General features: G+C 60.8%; 18 protein-coding genes. 11 read left to right on the plus strand and 7 right to left on the minus strand.

The window, feature by feature from the left end; genetic code table 11:
• Nucleotide 1: 1 nt before the first annotated feature.
• Nucleotides 2–253 carry an Lpp/OprI family alanine-zipper lipoprotein gene (locus tag ACYP2A_RS12405; RefSeq protein WP_056837380.1) on the minus strand — a complete coding sequence of 84 codons (252 nt, stop codon included), beginning with the start codon at nucleotides 251–253 and terminating at the stop codon, nucleotides 2–4.
• 533 nt (nucleotides 254–786) lie between these two features.
• On the opposite strand from ACYP2A_RS12405, the gene ACYP2A_RS12410 reads away from it, so the two are divergent.
• The gene (locus ACYP2A_RS12410) at nucleotides 787–1080 is read left to right on the plus strand and encodes a GNAT family N-acetyltransferase (protein ID WP_459745288.1); all 294 of its coding nucleotides are present in this window, start codon (nucleotides 787–789) and stop codon (nucleotides 1078–1080) included.
• Nucleotides 1081–1141: 61 nt separating this feature from the next.
• On the opposite strand, the gene ACYP2A_RS12415 is transcribed toward ACYP2A_RS12410, so the two are convergent.
• Complete coding sequence (locus tag ACYP2A_RS12415) at nucleotides 1142–2218, minus strand: 3-deoxy-7-phosphoheptulonate synthase (RefSeq protein ID WP_459745289.1); 1077 nt, start codon at nucleotides 2216–2218, stop codon at nucleotides 1142–1144.
• A 167-nt stretch (nucleotides 2219–2385) separates the two neighbouring features.
• On the opposite strand from ACYP2A_RS12415, the gene ACYP2A_RS12420 reads away from it, so the two are divergent.
• From ACYP2A_RS12420 to cysB, 5 genes are all read left to right on the plus strand, one after another.
• Nucleotides 2386–2721 carry a YbbN family protein gene (locus ACYP2A_RS12420; RefSeq protein WP_459745290.1) on the plus strand — a complete coding sequence of 112 codons (336 nt, stop codon included), beginning with the start codon at nucleotides 2386–2388 and terminating at the stop codon, nucleotides 2719–2721.
• Nucleotides 2722–2749: 28 nt separating this feature from the next.
• Nucleotides 2750–3715 carry a putative 2-dehydropantoate 2-reductase gene (locus ACYP2A_RS12425; protein ID WP_459745291.1) on the plus strand — a complete coding sequence of 322 codons (966 nt, stop codon included), beginning with the start codon at nucleotides 2750–2752 and terminating at the stop codon, nucleotides 3713–3715.
• The gene (locus ACYP2A_RS12430) at nucleotides 3712–4614 is read left to right on the plus strand and encodes a 5'-nucleotidase (RefSeq protein ID WP_459745292.1); all 903 of its coding nucleotides are present in this window, start codon (nucleotides 3712–3714) and stop codon (nucleotides 4612–4614) included. The genes ACYP2A_RS12425 and ACYP2A_RS12430 overlap by 4 nt, the downstream gene beginning before the upstream one ends.
• A 60-nt stretch (nucleotides 4615–4674) precedes the next feature.
• Nucleotides 4675–5169, plus strand: coding sequence for a universal stress protein (locus ACYP2A_RS12435; RefSeq protein ID WP_459745293.1), 495 nt, complete (start codon nucleotides 4675–4677; stop codon nucleotides 5167–5169).
• A 187-nt stretch (nucleotides 5170–5356) separates the two neighbouring features.
• The gene (gene cysB / locus ACYP2A_RS12440) at nucleotides 5357–6331 is read left to right on the plus strand and encodes an HTH-type transcriptional regulator CysB (protein ID WP_459745294.1); all 975 of its coding nucleotides are present in this window, start codon (nucleotides 5357–5359) and stop codon (nucleotides 6329–6331) included.
• 110 nt (nucleotides 6332–6441) lie between these two features.
• Here the strand turns inward: cysB and ACYP2A_RS12445 are convergent, their stop codons facing one another.
• Nucleotides 6442–7176, minus strand: a complete 735-nt coding sequence (locus tag ACYP2A_RS12445) for a phosphoadenylyl-sulfate reductase (protein ID WP_459745295.1) — start codon at nucleotides 7174–7176, stop codon at nucleotides 6442–6444.
• Nucleotides 7177–7332: 156 nt separating this feature from the next.
• On the opposite strand from ACYP2A_RS12445, the gene thrH reads away from it, so the two are divergent.
• A complete protein-coding gene (thrH, locus tag ACYP2A_RS12450; protein ID WP_459745296.1) occupies nucleotides 7333–7950 on the plus strand; it encodes a bifunctional phosphoserine phosphatase/homoserine phosphotransferase ThrH in 618 nt (205 codons plus the stop codon).
• Here the strand turns inward: thrH and pabB are convergent, their stop codons facing one another.
• The 4 genes from pabB to ACYP2A_RS12470 form a co-directional block, all read right to left on the minus strand.
• Nucleotides 7951–9294, minus strand: a complete 1344-nt coding sequence (pabB, locus tag ACYP2A_RS12455; protein WP_459745297.1) for an aminodeoxychorismate synthase component I — start codon at nucleotides 9292–9294, stop codon at nucleotides 7951–7953.
• 69 nt (nucleotides 9295–9363) lie between these two features.
• Complete coding sequence (locus ACYP2A_RS12460) at nucleotides 9364–10341, minus strand: alpha-L-glutamate ligase-like protein (RefSeq protein WP_459745716.1); 978 nt, start codon at nucleotides 10339–10341, stop codon at nucleotides 9364–9366.
• Complete coding sequence (gene rloB, locus ACYP2A_RS12465) at nucleotides 10341–11876, minus strand: osmotic stress tolerance membrane protein RloB (protein ID WP_459745298.1); 1536 nt, start codon at nucleotides 11874–11876, stop codon at nucleotides 10341–10343. Before rloB ends, ACYP2A_RS12460 begins: the two co-directional genes overlap by 1 nt.
• 4 nt (nucleotides 11877–11880) lie before the next feature.
• Complete coding sequence (locus ACYP2A_RS12470; protein ID WP_459745299.1) at nucleotides 11881–12411, minus strand: ATP-dependent zinc protease family protein; 531 nt, start codon at nucleotides 12409–12411, stop codon at nucleotides 11881–11883.
• Nucleotides 12412–12605: 194 nt separating this feature from the next.
• On the opposite strand from ACYP2A_RS12470, the gene ACYP2A_RS12475 reads away from it, so the two are divergent.
• The 4 genes from ACYP2A_RS12475 to acnD all read left to right on the plus strand — a co-directional run bounded on the left by ACYP2A_RS12475 (nucleotide 12606) and on the right by acnD (nucleotide 18050).
• On the plus strand, nucleotides 12606–13313 hold the full coding sequence (locus ACYP2A_RS12475; protein WP_459745300.1) for a GntR family transcriptional regulator: 708 nt from the start codon (nucleotides 12606–12608) through the stop codon (nucleotides 13311–13313).
• Nucleotides 13310–14203: a methylisocitrate lyase gene (prpB, locus tag ACYP2A_RS12480; protein ID WP_459745301.1), complete on the plus strand. Its 894-nt coding sequence runs from the start codon at nucleotides 13310–13312 to the stop codon at nucleotides 14201–14203. The genes ACYP2A_RS12475 and prpB overlap by 4 nt, the downstream gene beginning before the upstream one ends.
• 49 nt (nucleotides 14204–14252) lie before the next feature.
• On the plus strand, nucleotides 14253–15380 hold the full coding sequence (gene prpC / locus ACYP2A_RS12485; RefSeq protein ID WP_459745302.1) for a bifunctional 2-methylcitrate synthase/citrate synthase: 1128 nt from the start codon (nucleotides 14253–14255) through the stop codon (nucleotides 15378–15380).
• A gap of 84 nt (nucleotides 15381–15464) precedes the next feature.
• Entirely contained in the window at nucleotides 15465–18050 is a 2586-nt protein-coding gene (gene acnD, locus ACYP2A_RS12490; protein ID WP_459745303.1) for a Fe/S-dependent 2-methylisocitrate dehydratase AcnD, read from the plus strand.
• Nucleotides 18051–18059: the final 9 nt, after the last annotated feature.

An 18059-nucleotide genomic window follows, 5' to 3' on the forward strand; every position in this document is an offset into this window, starting at 1 on the left:
ATTACTTGCGGCTTGCCTTGTCGAGCATGCGCAGAGCGCGCTCGTTGGCTTCGTCGGCAGTTTGCTGGGCTTTTTGAGCAGCAGCCAGTGCTTCGTCAGCTTTGCGATAGGCTTCGTCAGCGCGCGATTGTGCACGTGCAGCGGCGTCTTCGGTAGCGGTCAGGCGAGCTTCGGTTTCTTTCGAAACGCTGCTGCAGCCAGTGGCCAGAACGGCAGCCAGAGCCAGAGCGGAAAGTTTCAGTACATTGTTCATTGCATTCCCCTTCAAGGACTTTTCATCAAATATGTCACTTCTCGAAAGTGAGAAAATGACCGGTGTACATGGTACCCATTGTATTTAGTAAGTAAACGGACGAAGCGCAAGATACCTGCAAAATTCTTGCCCCTGAAAGTCTTCCGCCATACTCCTCAAGCAGATTGTATGAAAACCATCCGCCGGCTCGTTGCCCCCAAGTCATTGCATAACACTGTGTCTGCAAAATGACACTAGCCATTGATGTCACAGTGACTTTATCGGGGCTCGGGCGTCTTAATGGACAACTTTCGGCATGCTCCGGTTCAATGCGGCGGCAGAGGATCGGGATTGGTGCATTTTAAAGCAGTACGGCCCTTGAGCAGATCGCACAATGACGCCTACTATTTGAAGGTGCTGTAAAAAGGTAATCGGCAATGCTTTTACCGGTGTCCGGTCAGGCACAGGGTGGCGCAGAGGTACCCTGGAGGTTCCTTCGCCGGAAAAACATCGGTAATGTAGGGGTCCAATTCCAAGACCCGCTAGGAGTAATGATGAGCGAGGCGTTGTCCATCCACCACGATCAGGCAGGGCATCAATTTACGGTTGATGTCGACGGCCATCGTGCTTACCTGACCTATATGGACCTGGGTAAGCAAACCCTGGATTTCTACCGCACTTTCGTACCCGATGCGTTGCGCGGTCGCGGCATTGCTGCGGCGCTGACCGAGCAGGCATTGGCGTTTGCCGATGAGGGTGGTTATAGCGTTATCGCTTCCTGCTCGTACGTAGAGCGCTACATGGAGCGTCACCAGCGCCAGAGCGGCGCTCAGGATCTGCTCAGCTAAGGCGCAGGCAGAATGAAAAACGCCGGGCAGATGCCCGGCGTTTTCGTGTCTGCTGTCTGTATCAGCCGCGGCGACGCGCCGGCAAGATGTCCTTGAGCTTGGCGTGCATGCTGCGCAAGGTTTTTTCGGTCGCCTGCCAGTCGATGCAGGCATCGGTGACCGAGACGCCGTATTGCAGTTCCGACAGGTCTTTAGGAATCGACTGAGCGCCCCAGTTCAGGTGGCTTTCGACCATCAGGCCGATGATCGACTGGTTGCCTTCGAGAATCTGGTTGGCGACGTTCTCCATGACCAGCGGCTGCAGGGCCGGGTCCTTGTTGGAGTTGGCATGGCTGCAGTCGACCATGATGTTGGGCACGATGCCGGCCTTGTTCAGATCCTGCTCGCACAACGCGACGCTGACCGAATCGTAGTTGGGCTTGCCATTGCCGCCACGCAGAACCACGTGGCCATAGGCGTTGCCTTTGGTGGTGACGATCGACACGCCGCCTTCCTGGTTGATGCCCAGGAAACGGTGCGGCTTGGACACCGACTGCAAGGCATTGATAGCCACGGTCAGGCCACCGTCGGTGCCGTTCTTGAAGCCGACAGCCGAAGACAGGCCCGAGGCCATCTCACGGTGAGTTTGCGATTCGGTGGTACGCGCACCAATCGCCGACCAGCTGATCAGGTCTTGCAGGTACTGCGGCGAGATCGGGTCCAGCGCTTCGGTGGCGGTGGGCAGGCCCATTTCAGCCAGGTCGAGCAGCAGTTGACGGCCGATGTGCAGGCCGTCCTGAATCTTGAACGAGTCGTCCAGGTATGGATCGTTGATCAGGCCCTTCCAGCCGACGGTGGTACGCGGCTTCTCGAAATACACGCGCATGACCAGATACAGCGTGTCCGACACCTCGGCAGACAACGCCTTGAGGCGTTCGGCATACTCTTTGGCGGCCTTGAGATCATGGATCGAGCAAGGCCCGACCACGATGAACAGGCGGTGATCCTTGCCGTCGAGGATGTTGCGGATCACCTCACGACCCTCACTCACGGTCCGCTGCGCCGAAGCGGTCAGGGGAATCTCGTGCTTGAGCAGGTTGGGGGTGATCAGCGTCTCGTTAGAGGCAACGTTGAGGTCGTCAATCGGTAAATCGGCCATCGGGTTACTCATCTGGTCACGGTCACTGTCTGCCTTCCGGGCAGTCCAGCGAGGTATCGCATTGCGGGGTGCGCGAACCTTAGCGCGTTAGCGCGTGTTTCGACAAGCTGGCGATAACACTGGCGTATGCTTGCCGACCTTGTAAATCAACCTCTGAAGGTAGCCGGATGGAGCAGTTGCAACTCACTGATCTGGATATCGACCAGCAGTTACTCACGCTGCCGGGGCGTTCATTGCTGCTGTTTACCGGCGATGGCTGTGCCAGTTGCCGTTGGGCGCGCCAGCGCCTGCCGCAGATGAACTTGCCGCTGGAGCGGCTGTGCTGGGTCGATGCCGGCCGCAATGGCGGTGCCGTGCAACGTTATGAAGTGTTTCATTTGCCGGCATTGTTCGTGGTGCGCGACGGCAGCTTTCAGGGTGCGCTACGCTGCCGCCTTGATCAGCAGGCGCTGACTGAGGCGCTTGTCCAGGCATTTGAACGCGAGCCCGACGAGTTACCCTGAGGGCGCTGGAAAAAGGATGTGAACTGCAATGACCGTAACCTCCCCACAACCGCGTATCGGCATTATCGGCACCGGTGCCATTGGCGGTTTTTATGGCCTGATGCTGGCCCGCGCCGGCTTTGATGTGCACTTTCTGTTGCGCAGCGAGTTCGATGCCGTCGTGCAGCACGGCCTGCGCATTGATAGCCAGGTGCATGGCGCGCTGAGTCTTTATCCGGTTCAGGCCCACGCCAGTGCCCATGACATGCCGCCCTGCGACTGGTTGCTGGTGGGTGCCAAAACCACCAGCAACGCGGCGCTGGCGCCACTGATCGCTCAGGCCGCCGCGCCCGGTGCGCGGATCGTGACGCTGCAAAACGGTTTGGGTGTCGAAGATTCATTGCGCCAGTTGCTACCCGACAGCCTGCATTTGCTGGGCGGGTTGTGCTTCATCGCTGTGCATCGCCAGGCACCGGGTGTGGTCGTGCACCAGTCGGGCGGCATGGTCAATCTGGGCTATCACAGCGGTCCGGCGACAGACCCGGCCGCGCGGCAGGCGATTGTCGAGGAGGGCGCGGCGTTACTGCGTGCCGCCGGCGTCGACTCGCAGGCCATGGCCGACCTGCAACAGGCGCGCTGGCAAAAACTGGTGTGGAATGTGCCCTACAACGGTCTGTCGGTGCTGTTGCAGGCCGGCACTCAGTTGCTGATGGGGCAACAACACTGCCGCGAGCTGATCCTGGCCTTGATGGACGAAGTGGTTCAGGGCGCTGCCGCCTGCGGTCACATCCTGCCGGCCGACTATGCGCAAACCCTGTTCACCTTTACCGAGAATATGCCCGACTATCTGCCCAGCATGTACCACGATTTCATGGGGCAACGTCCGCTGGAGCTGGCGGCCATCTACGAGCAGCCTCTGCAGGCGGCACTGGAGGCCGGTTACGACATGATTCAGATACGCACCCTGTACCGGGCGCTGGCGTTCATCGATCAGCGCGGGCAGCAAGTACCGTGATCGGCGGCAACGATAAACTGGTGGTGGCGATTTCGTCGCGAGCCTTGTTCGACCTTGAACAAAGCCACGCGGTGTACCTGAGCGGCGGGGTCGAAGCGTATCGCCAGTACCAGATCGACCACGAAGACGAATTGTTGCTGCCCGGTGAGGCCTACCACCTGGCGCAAAAGCTGCTGAACCTCAATGCCCGTCTCGGCCGGCAGCGGGTCGAGGTGGTGCTGGTGTCGCGCAACAGTGCCGACACCGGCCTGCGCATTTTCAACTCGATCCAGCATTACGGGCTGGATATCTCCCGCGCCGCGTTCGCGGGTGGACGCAGCCCGTATCCTTATCTGGCGGCGTTTGGCTGCCATCTGTTTCTTTCCACCCACGCCGACGATGTGCGCAGCGCACTGGAGGCAGGGTTTGCGGCGGCAACCATTCTCTGCGGCGGGGTACGGCGCGATTTTAGCAGTGAATTGCGCATTGCCTTCGATGGCGATGCGGTGCTGTTTGCCGATGATTCCGAGCGGGTCTATCAAAGTGGTGGCCTTGAAGCATTCCAGGCCAGCGAGCGGCAGTCGGCGCGCGAGCCGCTGCGGGGCGGGCCGTTCAAGCCGTTTCTGGCGGCACTGAACCTGCTGCAAAGCGAATTCCCCGAAGAGGACTGCCCGGTGCGCACCGCACTGGTTACGGCCCGTTCGGCCCCGGCCCATGAACGCGTGATCCGCACCCTGCGCGAATGGAACATCCGCCTCGACGAGTCACTGTTTCTGGGCGGCTTGCAGAAGGCTGCGTTTCTGCAGGCGTTTGGCGCCGACATGTTCTTCGACGACCAGCCGGGGCATTGCGAGCGGGCACGGGAGTTCGTTGCCACCGGGCACGTACCGCATGGCATCAGTAACGAGCCGAAATCCTGAATCTGCGCGGCGCTGCTAAGCTCAATCAATCTCCGCCAATATGGCTGTTCGGGAGGTTATATGGTTCGTTCGATGCTGTATGCCACAGACTTGGGTCTGTATGCGCCTTACGTGACGCAGCACGCACTGGCATTGGCGCGAACCTTCAATGCCGGGTTGTATGTGATTCATGTCGTCGAACCGCTGGGCATGTTCGCCGAATCGGTATTGCAAAGTTACCTGGGCGAACAGGCGCTGCGCGAGTTGCAGGCGCAAGGTGTGAGCACCTTCATGCAAGGCATCGAGCAACGGATGCTCGATGAATTTCGTGAAGAGCTGGGCGAAGGGCATCAAGACCTGGCCTTTATCCGCGCCGTACGCGTTGTTCAGGGTGATCCTTGTCACGTGATCCTTGCACAGGCCCATGAGCTGTCCGTCGATCTACTGGTGCTGGGCAGCCACAGCCGCATGGTCGGTGAGGGCGCGCCTGTCGGGCGTACCGCCGCCAGGGTTTTGCAGCACTCTGCCGTGCCGGTTTATATGGTGCCCATGATGCAGAACAGAATGCGCGGATAAATGAGGTCAGAAGTGAAATGGCGCGTGCCATTATCGTGTAAAGATGATAAAAAGTTCTAGCTTTCTTCTTCTGACCATTGATACGGTTATATACCGTCGCTGATGCCCCGACACCAGGCTGAAAAGTCGACGAGCGAAATGCACTTTTCGGTCCCGGTACCGGGTTTATCTGCTTTGAGGGATATTTATGAAGCTTCAACAATTGCGCTACATCTGGGAAGTGGCGCACCACGACCTCAACGTTTCGGCGACGGCTCAGAGCCTGTACACCTCGCAGCCCGGGATCAGCAAACAGATTCGTCTGCTCGAGGATGAACTGGGCGTCGAAGTCTTTGCCCGCAGCGGCAAGCACCTGACCCGGGTAACCCCGGCCGGCGAGCGGATCATCACCACGGCCGGTGAAATCCTGCGCAAGGTCGAGAGCATCAAGCAGATCGCCCAGGAATTCTCCAACGAGAAAAAGGGCACCCTGTCGATCGCCACTACGCACACCCAGGCACGCTACGCCTTGCCGCCGATCATCAGCAGTTTCATCAAGCAGTACCCGGACGTGGCTTTGCACATGCACCAGGGCTCGCCGATGCAGATCGCCGAGATGGCAGCCGATGGCACCGTCGATTTCGCCATTGCCACCGAGGCGCTGGAGCAGTTCGGCGACCTGATCATGATGCCGTGCTACCGCTGGAACCGTTGCGTGGTGGTGCCGTTGGGCCATCCACTGACCAAGGTGCCCAAGCTGACCCTGGAACTGCTGGCCGAATACCCGATCGTGACCTACGTGTTCGGTTTCACCGGCCGTTCAAAGCTCGACGAGGCCTTCAGCCATCGCGGCCTGGTGCCCAAAGTGGTGTTTACCGCTGCCGACGCCGACGTCATCAAGACTTACGTGCGCCTGAACCTGGGCGTGGGCATCGTCGCGCACATGGCCGTCGACGAAGAGCTGGACAATGACCTGGTGGCACTGGATGCCAGCCATTTGTTCGAGTCCAGCGTGACCAAGATCGCCTTCCGTCGCGGCACCTTCCTGCGCGGCTTCATGTGCGACTTCATCGAGAAATTCGCCCCGCACCTGACCCGCGAAGTCATGGCCAAGGCGGTTCATTGCCATAACAAGCAAGAACTCGAAGATCTGTTCGCTGATGTGCAGTTGCCTGTTCACTAAAAGCAGCTGCTCGTAGGACCGACCGGGCGGCGAACCGCTTTAGTCGGGAAAGCCATTACGCGGTGTTAGCTTCCCGGCTAAAGCCGGTCCTACGGCTTGCAGCTTGCAGCTTATGCTTTGGTTATCAGGTTGCCGGCATGTAACCCGCACTCCTTCTGGGTGGCTTCTTCCCACCACCAGCGGCCTTCGCGTTCGTGCTGGTTGGGCAATACCGGGCGCGTGCACGGCTCGCAGCCGATGCTGATGAAGCCGCGCTCGTGCAGGCTGTTGTACGGCAGTTCCAGCATGCGGATGTAGCCCCAGACTTCTTCGCTGCTCATCTGCGCCAGCGGGTTGAACTTGTACAGCGCCCGCTCAGGCGTCGAAAACGCGCTGTCGATTTCCAGTGATGCCACCTGGCTACGGGTGCCGGGGCTCTGGTCGCGGCGCTGGCCGGTGGCCCAGGCTTTCACGGTACTCAGCTTGCGGCGCAACGGTTCGATCTTGCGCACGCCGCAGCATTCGCCATGCCCGTCCTTGTAGAAGCTGAACAGGCCCTTCTGTTTGACGAACGGCTCAAGCTTGCTGTGGTCAGGCGAGACCAGTTCGATCTCGATGGCGTAGGTCTCGCGCACCGTGTCGATGAAACGGTAGGTTTCCGGGTGCAGGCGGCCGGTGTCGAGGCTGAAGACCTTGACGTTCTTGTTGATCTTCCAGGCCATGTCGACCAGCACCACGTCTTCGGCGCCGCTGAAAGAGATCCACAGGTCGTCGCCAAAGTGGTTGAAAGCCAGCTTCAGGATGTCCTGTGGTGACTTGTTGGCATACGTCGCCGCCAGTTCGGCAACGTCGAAAGGTTGGCTCATCAGGTGTGTTCCTATTACAAGGGTGGCGCTTAAGCGCTCGTGATGGCGATTATGGTAACAAAATCCGTCGACCAGTGAGCGCATCGTCCCGGCTTGCGCAACCACCGCGACAGCCCCTAAAGTGCCGCTTCTTTTCGCGCCATCAAGGAGTGTCCTGTGGAAATTGCCTGTCTCGACCTGGAAGGTGTGCTGGTCCCGGAAATCTGGATTGCCTTTGCCGAAAAAACCGGCATCGAGTCCTTGCGTGCAACCACCCGGGATATTCCCGACTACGACGTGCTGATGAAGCAGCGCCTGCGCATCCTCGATGAGCATGGCCTGAAACTGGGCGACATTCAGGAAGTGATCGGCACCCTCAAGCCGCTGGACGGCGCTATCGAGTTCGTCGACTGGCTGCGCGAGCGCTTTCAGGTGGTTATTCTGTCGGACACCTTTTACGAGTTCTCTCAGCCGCTGATGCGTCAACTGGGGTTTCCGACCCTGCTGTGTCATCGCCTGATCACTGACGAGACCGACCGGGTCATCAGTTATCAACTGCGCCAGAAAGACCCCAAGCGTCAATCGGTGCTGGCCTTCAAGAGCCTGTACTATCGCGTGATCGCCGCCGGCGACTCGTACAACGACACCACCATGCTCGGTGAAGCCGACGCCGGCATCCTGTTCCATGCCCCGGACAACGTGATTCGCGAATTCCCGCAGTTCCCGGCCGTGCACACGTTTGAAGATCTCAAGAAGGAATTCATCAAGGCTTCGAATCGTACCTTGAGTCTGTAACTACAGGTTCTCCAGGGTCTTGAGCAGCACCCCGACCTTGGTAAAGCACTCCTGGTACTCTGCAGCACAGTCTGAGTCGGCGACGATACCGCCGCCGGCCCAGCAGGACACTTGACCGTCTTTCACCAGCAGGCTGCGGATCGCGATAGAACTGTCCATCTCGCCGCGCACATCAAGGTAGATCAGCGAGCCGCAATACACCGCGCGGCGGTGCGGCTCCAGTTCGTCGATGATCTGCATGGCGCGGATTTTCGGTGCGCCGGTGATCGAGCCCCCCGGAAAGCTGTCGGCAATCAGGTGCAGGGCGTCGCGACCCGTTGCCAGTTCACCGGTGATGCTGCTGACCAGGTGGTGCACGTTCGGGTAGCTTTCCAGACCGAACAACTGCGGCACCTTGACTGAACCGATGCGGCAGGTGCGGCCCAGATCGTTGCGCAGCAGATCCACGATCATCAGGTTTTCCGCACGGTCCTTGGCGCTGCCAAGCAGTTCGTCGGCCAGTTGTGCATCCTCAATGGCATCGCGGCCACGTGGCCGTGTGCCCTTGATCGGCCGGGTTTCGACCTGGTTCTGGCTGACCCGGACAAATCGCTCTGGCGACACACTCAGAATGGCGCCGCCATCGTCCAGTGGCATATAGCCCGAAAAAGGCGTGGGGCAGGCCGCACGCAAGGCCAGATACGCCGCCCACGGGTCGCCTGCACAACCGGCCTGAAAGCGCTGGGTCAGATTCACCTGATAGCAGTCGCCCGCCTGGATATAGGCCTGCAAGCGCTTGAAGGCATTGCGGTATTGATCGGCGTTGAGGTCAGGCTTGAACGGTGCGGTCAAACGGAACTGGCCCGGTGTGTCGTCAACCATCTGGGTAAACAGCGCAATCAAACGCTGACGCTCGGCATCGGCCAGTGACGGGTGAAACACCAGTTGCGTGGTCAGGGCCTGATGGTCGGTGACGACCGCCCAGGCATACAGCCCCAATTGCGCGTCGTTTAGCAGCAGGTCATCGATGGACTGTTGCGGCAAGGCTTCCAGACGCCGGCCAAAATCGTAGCTCAGGTAACCGATCAGGCCCCCGGCAAACGGTAGCTCACAGCCCTTTGGCAATTGTGCCTCGCCCAGCAGCGCCAGGCGTTGGCGCAGGTGCTGGAGAAAAGCTGCGCCGGTGTGTTCGGGAGCACATTGCACCTGTTCCAGCGGCCAGGCACTGAACAGGTCGAAGCGACCCCGATCGGCGGCCGGCCGGCCACTGTCCAGCAGCACCGCGCCCGGCGCCTGGCGGATCCGGGCAAAGTAAACGGCAGGGTCTGGCGCGTAGGGCAAGGGGTGCAGCGTGCAGGTTGGCATGCGGGACTACAGTCGATAACAGAAAGGCGCTGATTGTAGTCACGAGCAGCGTCTATGCACAGACCTTGTTCAGGCCGTCGGTACGTGTCCGAATAACTCTTGGACAAACTTCACCCGCTCCTGCGGCGTCTGCTGTTCACCATTGAGTGCCAGCTTTTCCAGGTGCGCCTCCACTGCCTGGGTGCGCAGGGTCAGGCCGCAGTCGTTGGCGATCTGGATATTCAGGCCGGGGCGGGCGTTGAGCTCGAGAATCAGCGGGCCTTTTTCCTGGTCCAGCACCATGTCGACGCCGATATAGCCCAGCCCGCACAGCTCATAACACTCGGCGGCCAGCTTCATGAAACCGTCCCAGTAGGGCAGTTGCACGCCGTCCACGGCATTGGCGGTGTCGGGGTGTTTGCTGATGATACGGTTCAGCCAGGTGCCCTTCAGGGTAATGCCGGTGGCCAGATCGACACCGACGCCGATGGCGCCCTGGTGCAGGTTGGCCTTGCCGCCCGACTGGCGGGTCGGCAGGCGCAGCATGGCCATCACCGGGTAGCCCATCAGCACGATGATGCGGATGTCCGGCACGCCTTCATAGCTGATGCTCTTGAAGATGGTGTCGGGGATGACCCGGTATTCGATCAGTGCCCGGTCGCGGTGGCCGCCCAGCGAATAGAGGCCGGTGAGGATGCTGGAAATCTGGTGTTCGATTTCCGAGCGGCTGACCAGTCGCCCGGAAATGCTGCGAAAGTTGTCTTCGAAGCGGTCGGCGATCACCAGAATGCCGTCGCCACCGGCACCCTGAGCGGGCTTGATGACGAAATCGTCGTGGCCCTCGATGATCTTGCCGAGATTGTCGATCTGCTTTTCAGTGGAGATCACCCCGTACATCTGCGGCACATGAATGCCGGCGGCGATGGCGCGCTCTTTGGTGATGATCTTGTCGTCGACGATCGGGTACAGGCTGCGCTTGTTGTACTTGAGCACATAGTCGGCGTTACGCCGGTTGATACCCATGATCCCCTTGGCTTCGAGGGCCTTCCAGGTTTTCCACCAGCCGATCATTTGGCGTCTTCCTTGAGGAAGGCGCGAAAGCGCACCAGCTCGGTCAGGCGATAACCGCGATAGCGACCCATGGCCAGCATGAAGCCGACCAGCACCAGCAGCACGGCCGGGAAGGTGAAGACGAAGTAGGTCAGTTGCGGCACGGTCATGATCAGGAACGCCAGCGAGGCGGCGAACAGGGTGCCGATGGCCACTTTCATGGCATGGCTGGCGCCGCGTTCTTCCCAGGTGATCGACAGGCGCTCGATGGTCATGGTCAGGATCACCATCGGGAACAGCGACACCGACAAGCCGCGCTCAAGGCCCAGTTTGTGGCTGAACAGGCTGATGGCGGCGATCAACACCACCACGAAGGTCAGCACCACTGACAAGCGTGGCAGCATCTGCAATTTCAGGTGTTCAAGGTAGGAGCGCAGTGACAGGCCCAGGGCGGTGATCACGGTAAACAGCAAGATACCGAAGTCCAGCTGCGTCTCGCGGAACGCCAGGGCGATCAGTACCGGGGTAAAGGTGCCCAGGGTCTGCAGGCCGATCAGGTTGCGCAGCACCAGAATCACCAGCACACCGATAGGGATCATGACCATGATCATGAAGCTCTGCTGGGTTTGCAGCGGCAGGCCGTACAGCGAATAGGAGAGAAAGTCGGCGTCGGTGTTTTCGTCGGTCAGTTGCGCCAGGCGAATGGCGTTCATTTCACTGTTGTTCAGGGTGAAATTGACCGTGGCCTTGCGCCCGCCATCGACGGTGATCAGTGGCTCGTCGCCGATCCACCAGAGCATGCGGTCTTCGGGCAGGCCGGATTCGCCGGTTTCCGGGTTGAAGTACAGCCACTCTTTGCCATTGAAGCTGCGCACCCAGAGTTCAGGCGTTTGCGGCTGGCCGGCCTCCAGGCGAATGGTGTGGACCTTTTCCATCGGCACATGGGCGATGGACAGCAGCAGGTCGGTGACCTGCGCCTTGCGCGCTGCCGAGGTGTCACCACCGAGCAACAGGCGGGCATTGTCGTCGCTTGGGTTATTGATCCGTTTGATGGCTTCGCTGATGAAGGTTTCGACGTCGGCCGAATGCTGGCGAATCGGCGCCAGCAGCGCATCGGCGGCGATTTTTTCCGGGCCTTCGACCGGCAGGCTGTCGCGGAAGATCGGCCCCTTGGGCTTGGGTTTGTCGGCGCTGTAACGCTTGGTCAACACCAGCCGGTAATACAGGGTCTGGTTGCCATTGGCGCGGCGTGCCGACCAGGTGACTTTGCGGTTGGCGTCGACGCGATTGACGCTGACCCCGTAATTGTTGGAGATAAAACTCTCGTTAAGGCTGATGTAGTCCTGCGCCAGTGGCGGGACGAACATCTGCACCTTGACCGAGTCCTTGGGGCTGGCGACGAACTCGACCTTGGCGTCGATGTTCCACAGGTCATCGGTTTCGTCTTCGGTCATCGGCATGCCGAGTACCAGCACCTGCCAGGCCGTGATTGCCAGGCCCAGGGTCACCAGGATGGCGATCAGTACTTTCAGATGAAGGGTAAGCGCGCGCATGGGATTACTCTGCGTTTTGAGCGATGTTGTCGGTGCAGGCGGGCTTGCCGGCGGCATATTTCAGACTGGCGTCGACCAGCACGTTAAAGCGCTTGAGCGCGTCGGCGCCAATCAAAAGCGGGTATTGGAAAGCGCGGCGGTCGGTCAAGTTCACTTCCAGGTTATGTAAATCTTTGCCCAGGCAAACATCCAGGCGGATCACCGGACGGCTGCTGTACTGCTGTTCGGGGTTGGCGCCCAGGTCGTCGGCACGGCGTTTGATTTGCCCCACCCGCACCAATTGCCGCTCGATAGGGTGTGCATGCTGTTGATCGATGGCCAGGTAAAAACGCACCCAGCGTTGCTCGTTGCGCAGAAAATATTCGATGTCGCGGGCACTCAGCGACGCGGTGTGGGCGCCGGTGTCGAGTTTGGCCGGTATTTCCAGGCCGATCTCGGGCAGGCGGGCATGTTCGTTCAGGCCGTAGATGAGTTTTTCGTTGGCGAAAGCGGGCAGGCAGAGCAACAGCAGGCACAGCAGCGTGAAACGTTTCATGAGGTTCTGGCGCGGGTAAAAAGGCCGGCATTCTACCATGCAGGGTTTATGACGCCAGCAATCAGCCGCGCTGTTATCCCAAGCCTCAACAGCGTCAAGTATTGGACGATTGTCGACAATGTTGTTTTTGTCTTTGACGAGATTGGCGGTTATGGCTAGATTATTGGCTATGCGCTGATCGAGGTGTCGACAATATGCTGGATGTGCTTGAGCCTGCACTGCCTGCCGGGCAAGAAACAGAAACACTCTCCGAAAACGTGTTCCGGCGTATCCAGGCGGCCATCGTCAGCGGCGAGATCGCCCCGGGCAGCAAGATTTCCGAGCCGGAACTGGCGCGCACCTACGGCATCAGCCGTGGACCGCTGCGTGAAGCCATCCACCGGCTTGAAGGGCAGCGGCTGGTGGTGCGCATTCCACATGTTGGCGCACGAGTGGTATCGCTGAGCCATGCGCAGATGATCGAGCTGTACGAAATCCGCGAATCGCTCGAAGGCATGGCCTGCCGGCTGGCCGCCGAGCGCATGAGCGCCTCGCAGATCGACGAGTTGCGCCGGGTACTCGATACCCATGAACGCGACGCGGCGTTTCAGGCCGGCATCGGTTATTACCAGCAAGAAGGCGATTTCGACTTCCACTACCGGATCATCCAGGGCAGCGGCAACCAGACCCTGAGCCAGATGCTCTGCGGCGAGCTGTATCAACTGGTGCGCATGTACCGCATCCAGTTTTCCACCACGCCCAACCGCCCGCGCCAGGCCTTTGCCGAGCACCACCGCATTCTGGACGCCATCGCCGAACGTGACGGCGAACTGGCCGAACTTCTGATGCGCCGCCATATCGGCGCCTCCCGACGCAATATCGAGCGCCACTATCAGGCCGCTCACGACCGAGGTGAAGCATGAGTCATTCACAGACAACCCCGGGCCAGCGCTTGCGCGATGCTGTGGCCAGCGAGCATCCCCTGCAAGTGGTGGGCACCATCAATGCCAACCACGCACTGCTGGCCCAGCGCGCCGGGTTCAAGGCCATTTACCTGTCGGGCGGTGGCGTGGCCGCCGGCTCCCTGGGGCTGCCGGACCTGGGTATTTCCGGGCTGGAGGACGTGCTGATCGATGTACGGCGCATCACCGATGTCTGTGAGTTGCCGTTGCTGGTCGATGTCGACACCGGCTTTGGTTCGTCTGCCTTCAATGTGGCGCGCACCGTGCGCTCGATGATCAAGGCCGGCGCCGCAGGTATCCATATCGAAGACCAGGTGGGCGCCAAGCGCTGCGGTCACCGGCCTAATAAAGAAATCGTCTCGCAGCAGGAAATGGTCGACCGCATCAAGGCGGCGGTCGATGCGCGAACCGACTCCAGCTTCGTGATCATGGCGCGCACCGACGCGCTGGCGGTCGAAGGCCTGGACGCGGCCCTGGAGCGCGCGGCCGCCTGCATCGAGGCTGGCGCCGATATGGTGTTCCCCGAGGCGATTACCGAACTTGCGATGTACAAACAGTTCGCCAACCGCGCCGGCGTCCCGATTCTGGCCAACATTACCGAATTTGGCGCCACGCCGCTGTTCACCGTCGAGCAACTGCGCGAAGCCGACGTATCGCTGGTGCTGTACCCACTGTCGGCGTTCCGCGCGATGAACAAGGCGGCCGAAAACGTCTTCAACGCGATCCGCCGTGATGGCACCCAGCAGAACGTGATCGACACCATGCAGACCCGCATGGAGCTGTACGACGCCATCGACTATCACCAGTTCGAACAGAAGCTCGACGCGTTGTTTGCCCAGAAAAAGGCTTGATAGCGAACAATTGTTCATTCCCAGACAAAACAGAGAACCGGAGAATGCAATGGCTGAAGCAAAAGTATTGAGTGGCGCCGGCCTGCGCGGTCAGGTCGCCGGCCAGACTGCCCTGTCCACCGTCGGCCAGGCCGGCGCGGGGCTGACGTACCGTGGTTATGACGTACGCGACCTGGCCGCTGGCGCCAGTTTCGAAGAGGTCGCTTACCTGCTGCTATACGGCGAACTGCCGACCCAGGCGCAGTTGAGCGACTATCAGCAACGCCTCAAAGGGCTGCGCGATTTGCCGGTCGCGCTCAAGGAAGTGCTTGAACGTATTCCGGCGGCCACCCACCCGATGGACGTGATGCGCACTGGCGCCTCGATGCTCGGCACCCTGGAGCCAGAAACCTCTTTCGACCGGCAGCACGATGCCACCGACCGCTTGCTGGCGGCCTTTCCGGCGATCATGTGCTACTGGTATCGCTTCAGTCATGACGGCCAGCGCATCGCGTGCGTGACCGACGAGGCCGATATCGCCGGGCACTTCCTGCACCTGTTGCTGGATAAAAGCCCCAGCGAGCTGCACCGCAAGGTGATGAACGTGTCGCTGATTCTGTACGCCGAGCACGAATTCAACGCCTCGACCTTTACCGCGCGGGTCTGTGCCTCGACCCTGTCGGACCTGTTTTCCTGCATCACCGCCGCCATCGGCACGCTGCGTGGGCCGTTGCATGGGGGTGCAAACGAAGCGGCGATGGAGATGATCCAGCGTTTTGCCTCGGCCGAAGACGCCACCCAGGGCACGCTGGACATGCTTGCGCGCAAAGACAAGATCATGGGCTTTGGCCACGCGATCTACCGTGATTCGGACCCGCGCAACGAAGTGATCAAGGGCTGGTCGCGGCAACTGGCCGGCGAGGCCGGCGACACGGTGCTGTTTCCGGTGTCCGAAGCCATCGACAAGGTCATGTGGGAACAGAAGAAGCTGTTCCCCAATGCCGACTTCTATCATGCCTCGGCCTACCACTTCATGGGCATTCCGACCAAGTTGTTCACGCCGATCTTCGTTTGTTCGCGCCTGACCGGCTGGGCCGCGCACGTGTTCGAGCAACGCGCCAATAACCGCATCATCCGTCCGAGCGCCGAATACACCGGCGTCGAGCAGCGCGCGTTCGTGCCCATCGAGCAGCGCTGAACGACTCCCCGTTCGGCAGAGGGAGGCCGCCGATGAGCCTCCCCCTTAAATAATTGTTGTCTACCGTGACCGAGCCTTCGAACCATGAATCTTGACTACCGCAAATCCCTGCCCGGCACTGCGCTGGATTATTTCGATGCCCCGGCGGCTGTCGAGGCGATTGCGCCAGGCGCCTGGTCGCGGCTGCCGTATACCTCGCGCGTGCTGGCGGAAAACCTGGTACGCCGCTGTGCGCCCGAAGCGCTGACGGCGTCGCTGAGCCAGTTGATCGAGCGGCGTCGCGACCTGGACTTTCCGTGGTTTCCGGCGCGGGTGGTGTGCCATGACATTCTTGGCCAGACCGCGCTGGTGGATCTGGCCGGACTGCGCGATGCCATCGCTGATCAGGGCGGCGATCCTGCGCAGGTCAATCCGGTGGTGCCGGTGCAGTTGATCGTCGACCATTCGCTGGCGGTGGAGTGCGGTGGTTTCGACCCGCAGGCGTTCGAGAAGAACCGCGCCATCGAAGACCGTCGCAACGAAGACCGCTTTCACTTTATCGACTGGACCAAAAAGGCCTTCAAGAACGTCGAAGTGATTCCGCCGGGCAACGGCATCATGCACCAGATCAACCTGGAAAAAATGTCGCCGGTGATCCAGGTGCGTGAGGGCGTTGCGTTCCCGGACACGCTGGTCGGCACCGACAGCCACACGCCGCACGTCGATGCGCTGGGCGTGATCGCCATCGGCGTCGGCGGCCTGGAAGCCGAGAACGTCATGCTGGGCCGCGCCTCGTGGATGCGCCTGCCGGACATCATCGGCGTCGAGCTGACCGGCTGCCGCCAGCCAGGCATTACCGCGACCGACGTGGTGCTGGCGCTGACCGAGTTCTTGCGCAAGCAGAAGGTGGTCGGTGCCTGGCTGGAGTTTTTCGGTAGCGGTTCCGCCAGCCTGACCCTGGGCGACCGCGCAACCATCTCCAACATGGCGCCGGAATACGGCGCCACCGCTGCGATGTTCTCGATTGATCAGCAGACCCTCGATTACCTGCGCCTGACCGGGCGTGAAGAGTCCCAGGTGCAACTGGTCGAGCACTATGCCAAGACCCTCGGCCTGTGGTCCGACAGCCTCGCCGGGGTCGAGTACGAACGCGTACTCAGCTTCGACTTGTCCAGTGTGGTGCGCAACATGGCAGGGCCTTCAAATCCGCATGCGCGGGTGGCCACCACCGATCTGGCAGCCAAGGGCATTGCCGGTCCCTGGCAGGAGGTGCCGGGGCAGTTGCCCGATGGTGCGGTGATCATTGCTGCCATCACCAGTTGCACCAACACCAGCAACCCGCGCAACGTGATTGCCGCCGGTCTGCTCGCGCGCAATGCCAACCGCCTGGGCCTGACCCGCAAGCCGTGGGTCAAGTCGTCGCTGGCCCCAGGCTCCAAAACCGTGGCGCTGTACCTGGACGAAGCCGGCCTGACCACTGAGCTTGAACGCCTCGGCTTTGGCGTGGTGGCATTTGCCTGCACCACCTGCAACGGTATGTCTGGCGCGCTGGATCCGGTGATCCAGCAAGAAATCATCGACCGCGACCTGTACGCCACCGCGGTGTTGTCGGGTAACCGCAACTTCGATGGGCGCATTCACCCGTACGCCAAACAGGCGTTCCTGGCGTCGCCGCCGCTGGTGGTGGCCTATGCGATTGCCGGCACCATCCGTTTCGATATCGAGCAGGATGTGTTGGGCGTGGTCGACGGCCGGGAAATCCGCCTCAAGGACATCTGGCCCGCCGATGAAGAAATCGACGCCGTGGTGCGCGCTTCGGTCAAGCCCGAACAGTTTCGTCAGGTGTATATCCCGATGTTCGCCATCGAGGCCAACGATGAGCAGGTCGAGCCGCTGTATGAATGGCGCCCGACCAGCACCTACATCCGCCGTCCGCCGTATTGGGAAGGCGCGCTGGCCGGCGAGCGCACCCTCAAAGGCATGCGCCCGCTGGCGGTACTGCCGGACAACATCACTACCGACCACTTGTCGCCGTCCAACGCGATCATGGCCAGCAGCGCGGCTGGCGAATACCTGGCGAAAATGGGCCTGCCCGAAGAAGACTTCAACTCCTACGCCACCCATCGCGGCGACCATCTGACTGCGCAACGGGCGACCTTCGCCAACCCGCAACTGGTCAACGAAATGGCCGTGGTCGACGGGCAGGTCAAGAAAGGATCGCTGGCGCGTATCGAGCCCGAAGGCCAGGTCACGCGCATGTGGGAGGCGATCGAAACCTACATGCAGCGCAAACAGCCGCTGATCATCGTCGCCGGTGCCGACTACGGCCAGGGTTCGTCCCGCGACTGGGCGGCCAAGGGCGTGCGCCTGGCGGGCGTCGAAGCCATTGTCGCCGAAGGCTTCGAGCGCATTCACCGCACCAACCTGGTGGGCATGGGCGTGCTGCCGCTGGAGTTCAAGCCCGGCAGCAACCGCCTGACGCTGGGCATCGATGGTACCGAAGTGTTCGACGTGATCGGCGAACGCACGCCCGGCGCGACATTGACCCTGGTGATTCAGCGCCGTAACGGCGAGCGCCTGGAGGTGCCGGTGACTTGCCGCCTGGACACCGCCGAAGAGGTGTCGATCTACGAGGCCGGCGGTGTATTGCAGCGTTTCGCCCAGGATTTTCTGGCCGGCGCCACGGTGTGATCTTCAACA

It is taken from the genome of Pseudomonas sp. 3A(2025) (assembly GCF_054589175.1).

Bases quoted from the DNA above. Each gene is read 5' to 3' on its own strand.
- ACYP2A_RS12405 (WP_056837380.1), bottom strand. From the start codon at position 253: ATGAACAATGTACTGAAACTTTCCGCTCTGGCTCTGGCTGCCGTTCTG.
- ACYP2A_RS12410 (WP_459745288.1), top strand. From the start codon at position 787: ATGAGCGAGGCGTTGTCCATCCACCACGATCAGGCAGGGCATCAATTT.
- ACYP2A_RS12415 (WP_459745289.1), bottom strand. From the start codon at position 2,218: ATGGCCGATTTACCGATTGACGACCTCAACGTTGCCTCTAACGAGACG.
- ACYP2A_RS12420 (WP_459745290.1), top strand. From the start codon at position 2,386: ATGGAGCAGTTGCAACTCACTGATCTGGATATCGACCAGCAGTTACTC.
- ACYP2A_RS12425 (WP_459745291.1), top strand. From the start codon at position 2,750: ATGACCGTAACCTCCCCACAACCGCGTATCGGCATTATCGGCACCGGT.
- ACYP2A_RS12435 (WP_459745293.1), top strand. From the start codon at position 4,675: ATGGTTCGTTCGATGCTGTATGCCACAGACTTGGGTCTGTATGCGCCT.
- cysB (WP_459745294.1), top strand. From the start codon at position 5,357: ATGAAGCTTCAACAATTGCGCTACATCTGGGAAGTGGCGCACCACGAC.
- ACYP2A_RS12445 (WP_459745295.1), bottom strand. From the start codon at position 7,176: ATGAGCCAACCTTTCGACGTTGCCGAACTGGCGGCGACGTATGCCAAC.
- pabB (WP_459745297.1), bottom strand. From the start codon at position 9,294: ATGCCAACCTGCACGCTGCACCCCTTGCCCTACGCGCCAGACCCTGCC.
- rloB (WP_459745298.1), bottom strand. From the start codon at position 11,876: ATGCGCGCGCTTACCCTTCATCTGAAAGTACTGATCGCCATCCTGGTG.
- ACYP2A_RS12470 (WP_459745299.1), bottom strand. From the start codon at position 12,411: ATGAAACGTTTCACGCTGCTGTGCCTGCTGTTGCTCTGCCTGCCCGCT.
- ACYP2A_RS12475 (WP_459745300.1), top strand. From the start codon at position 12,606: ATGCTGGATGTGCTTGAGCCTGCACTGCCTGCCGGGCAAGAAACAGAA.
- prpB (WP_459745301.1), top strand. From the start codon at position 13,310: ATGAGTCATTCACAGACAACCCCGGGCCAGCGCTTGCGCGATGCTGTG.
- prpC (WP_459745302.1), top strand. From the start codon at position 14,253: ATGGCTGAAGCAAAAGTATTGAGTGGCGCCGGCCTGCGCGGTCAGGTC.
- acnD (WP_459745303.1), top strand. From the start codon at position 15,465: ATGAATCTTGACTACCGCAAATCCCTGCCCGGCACTGCGCTGGATTAT.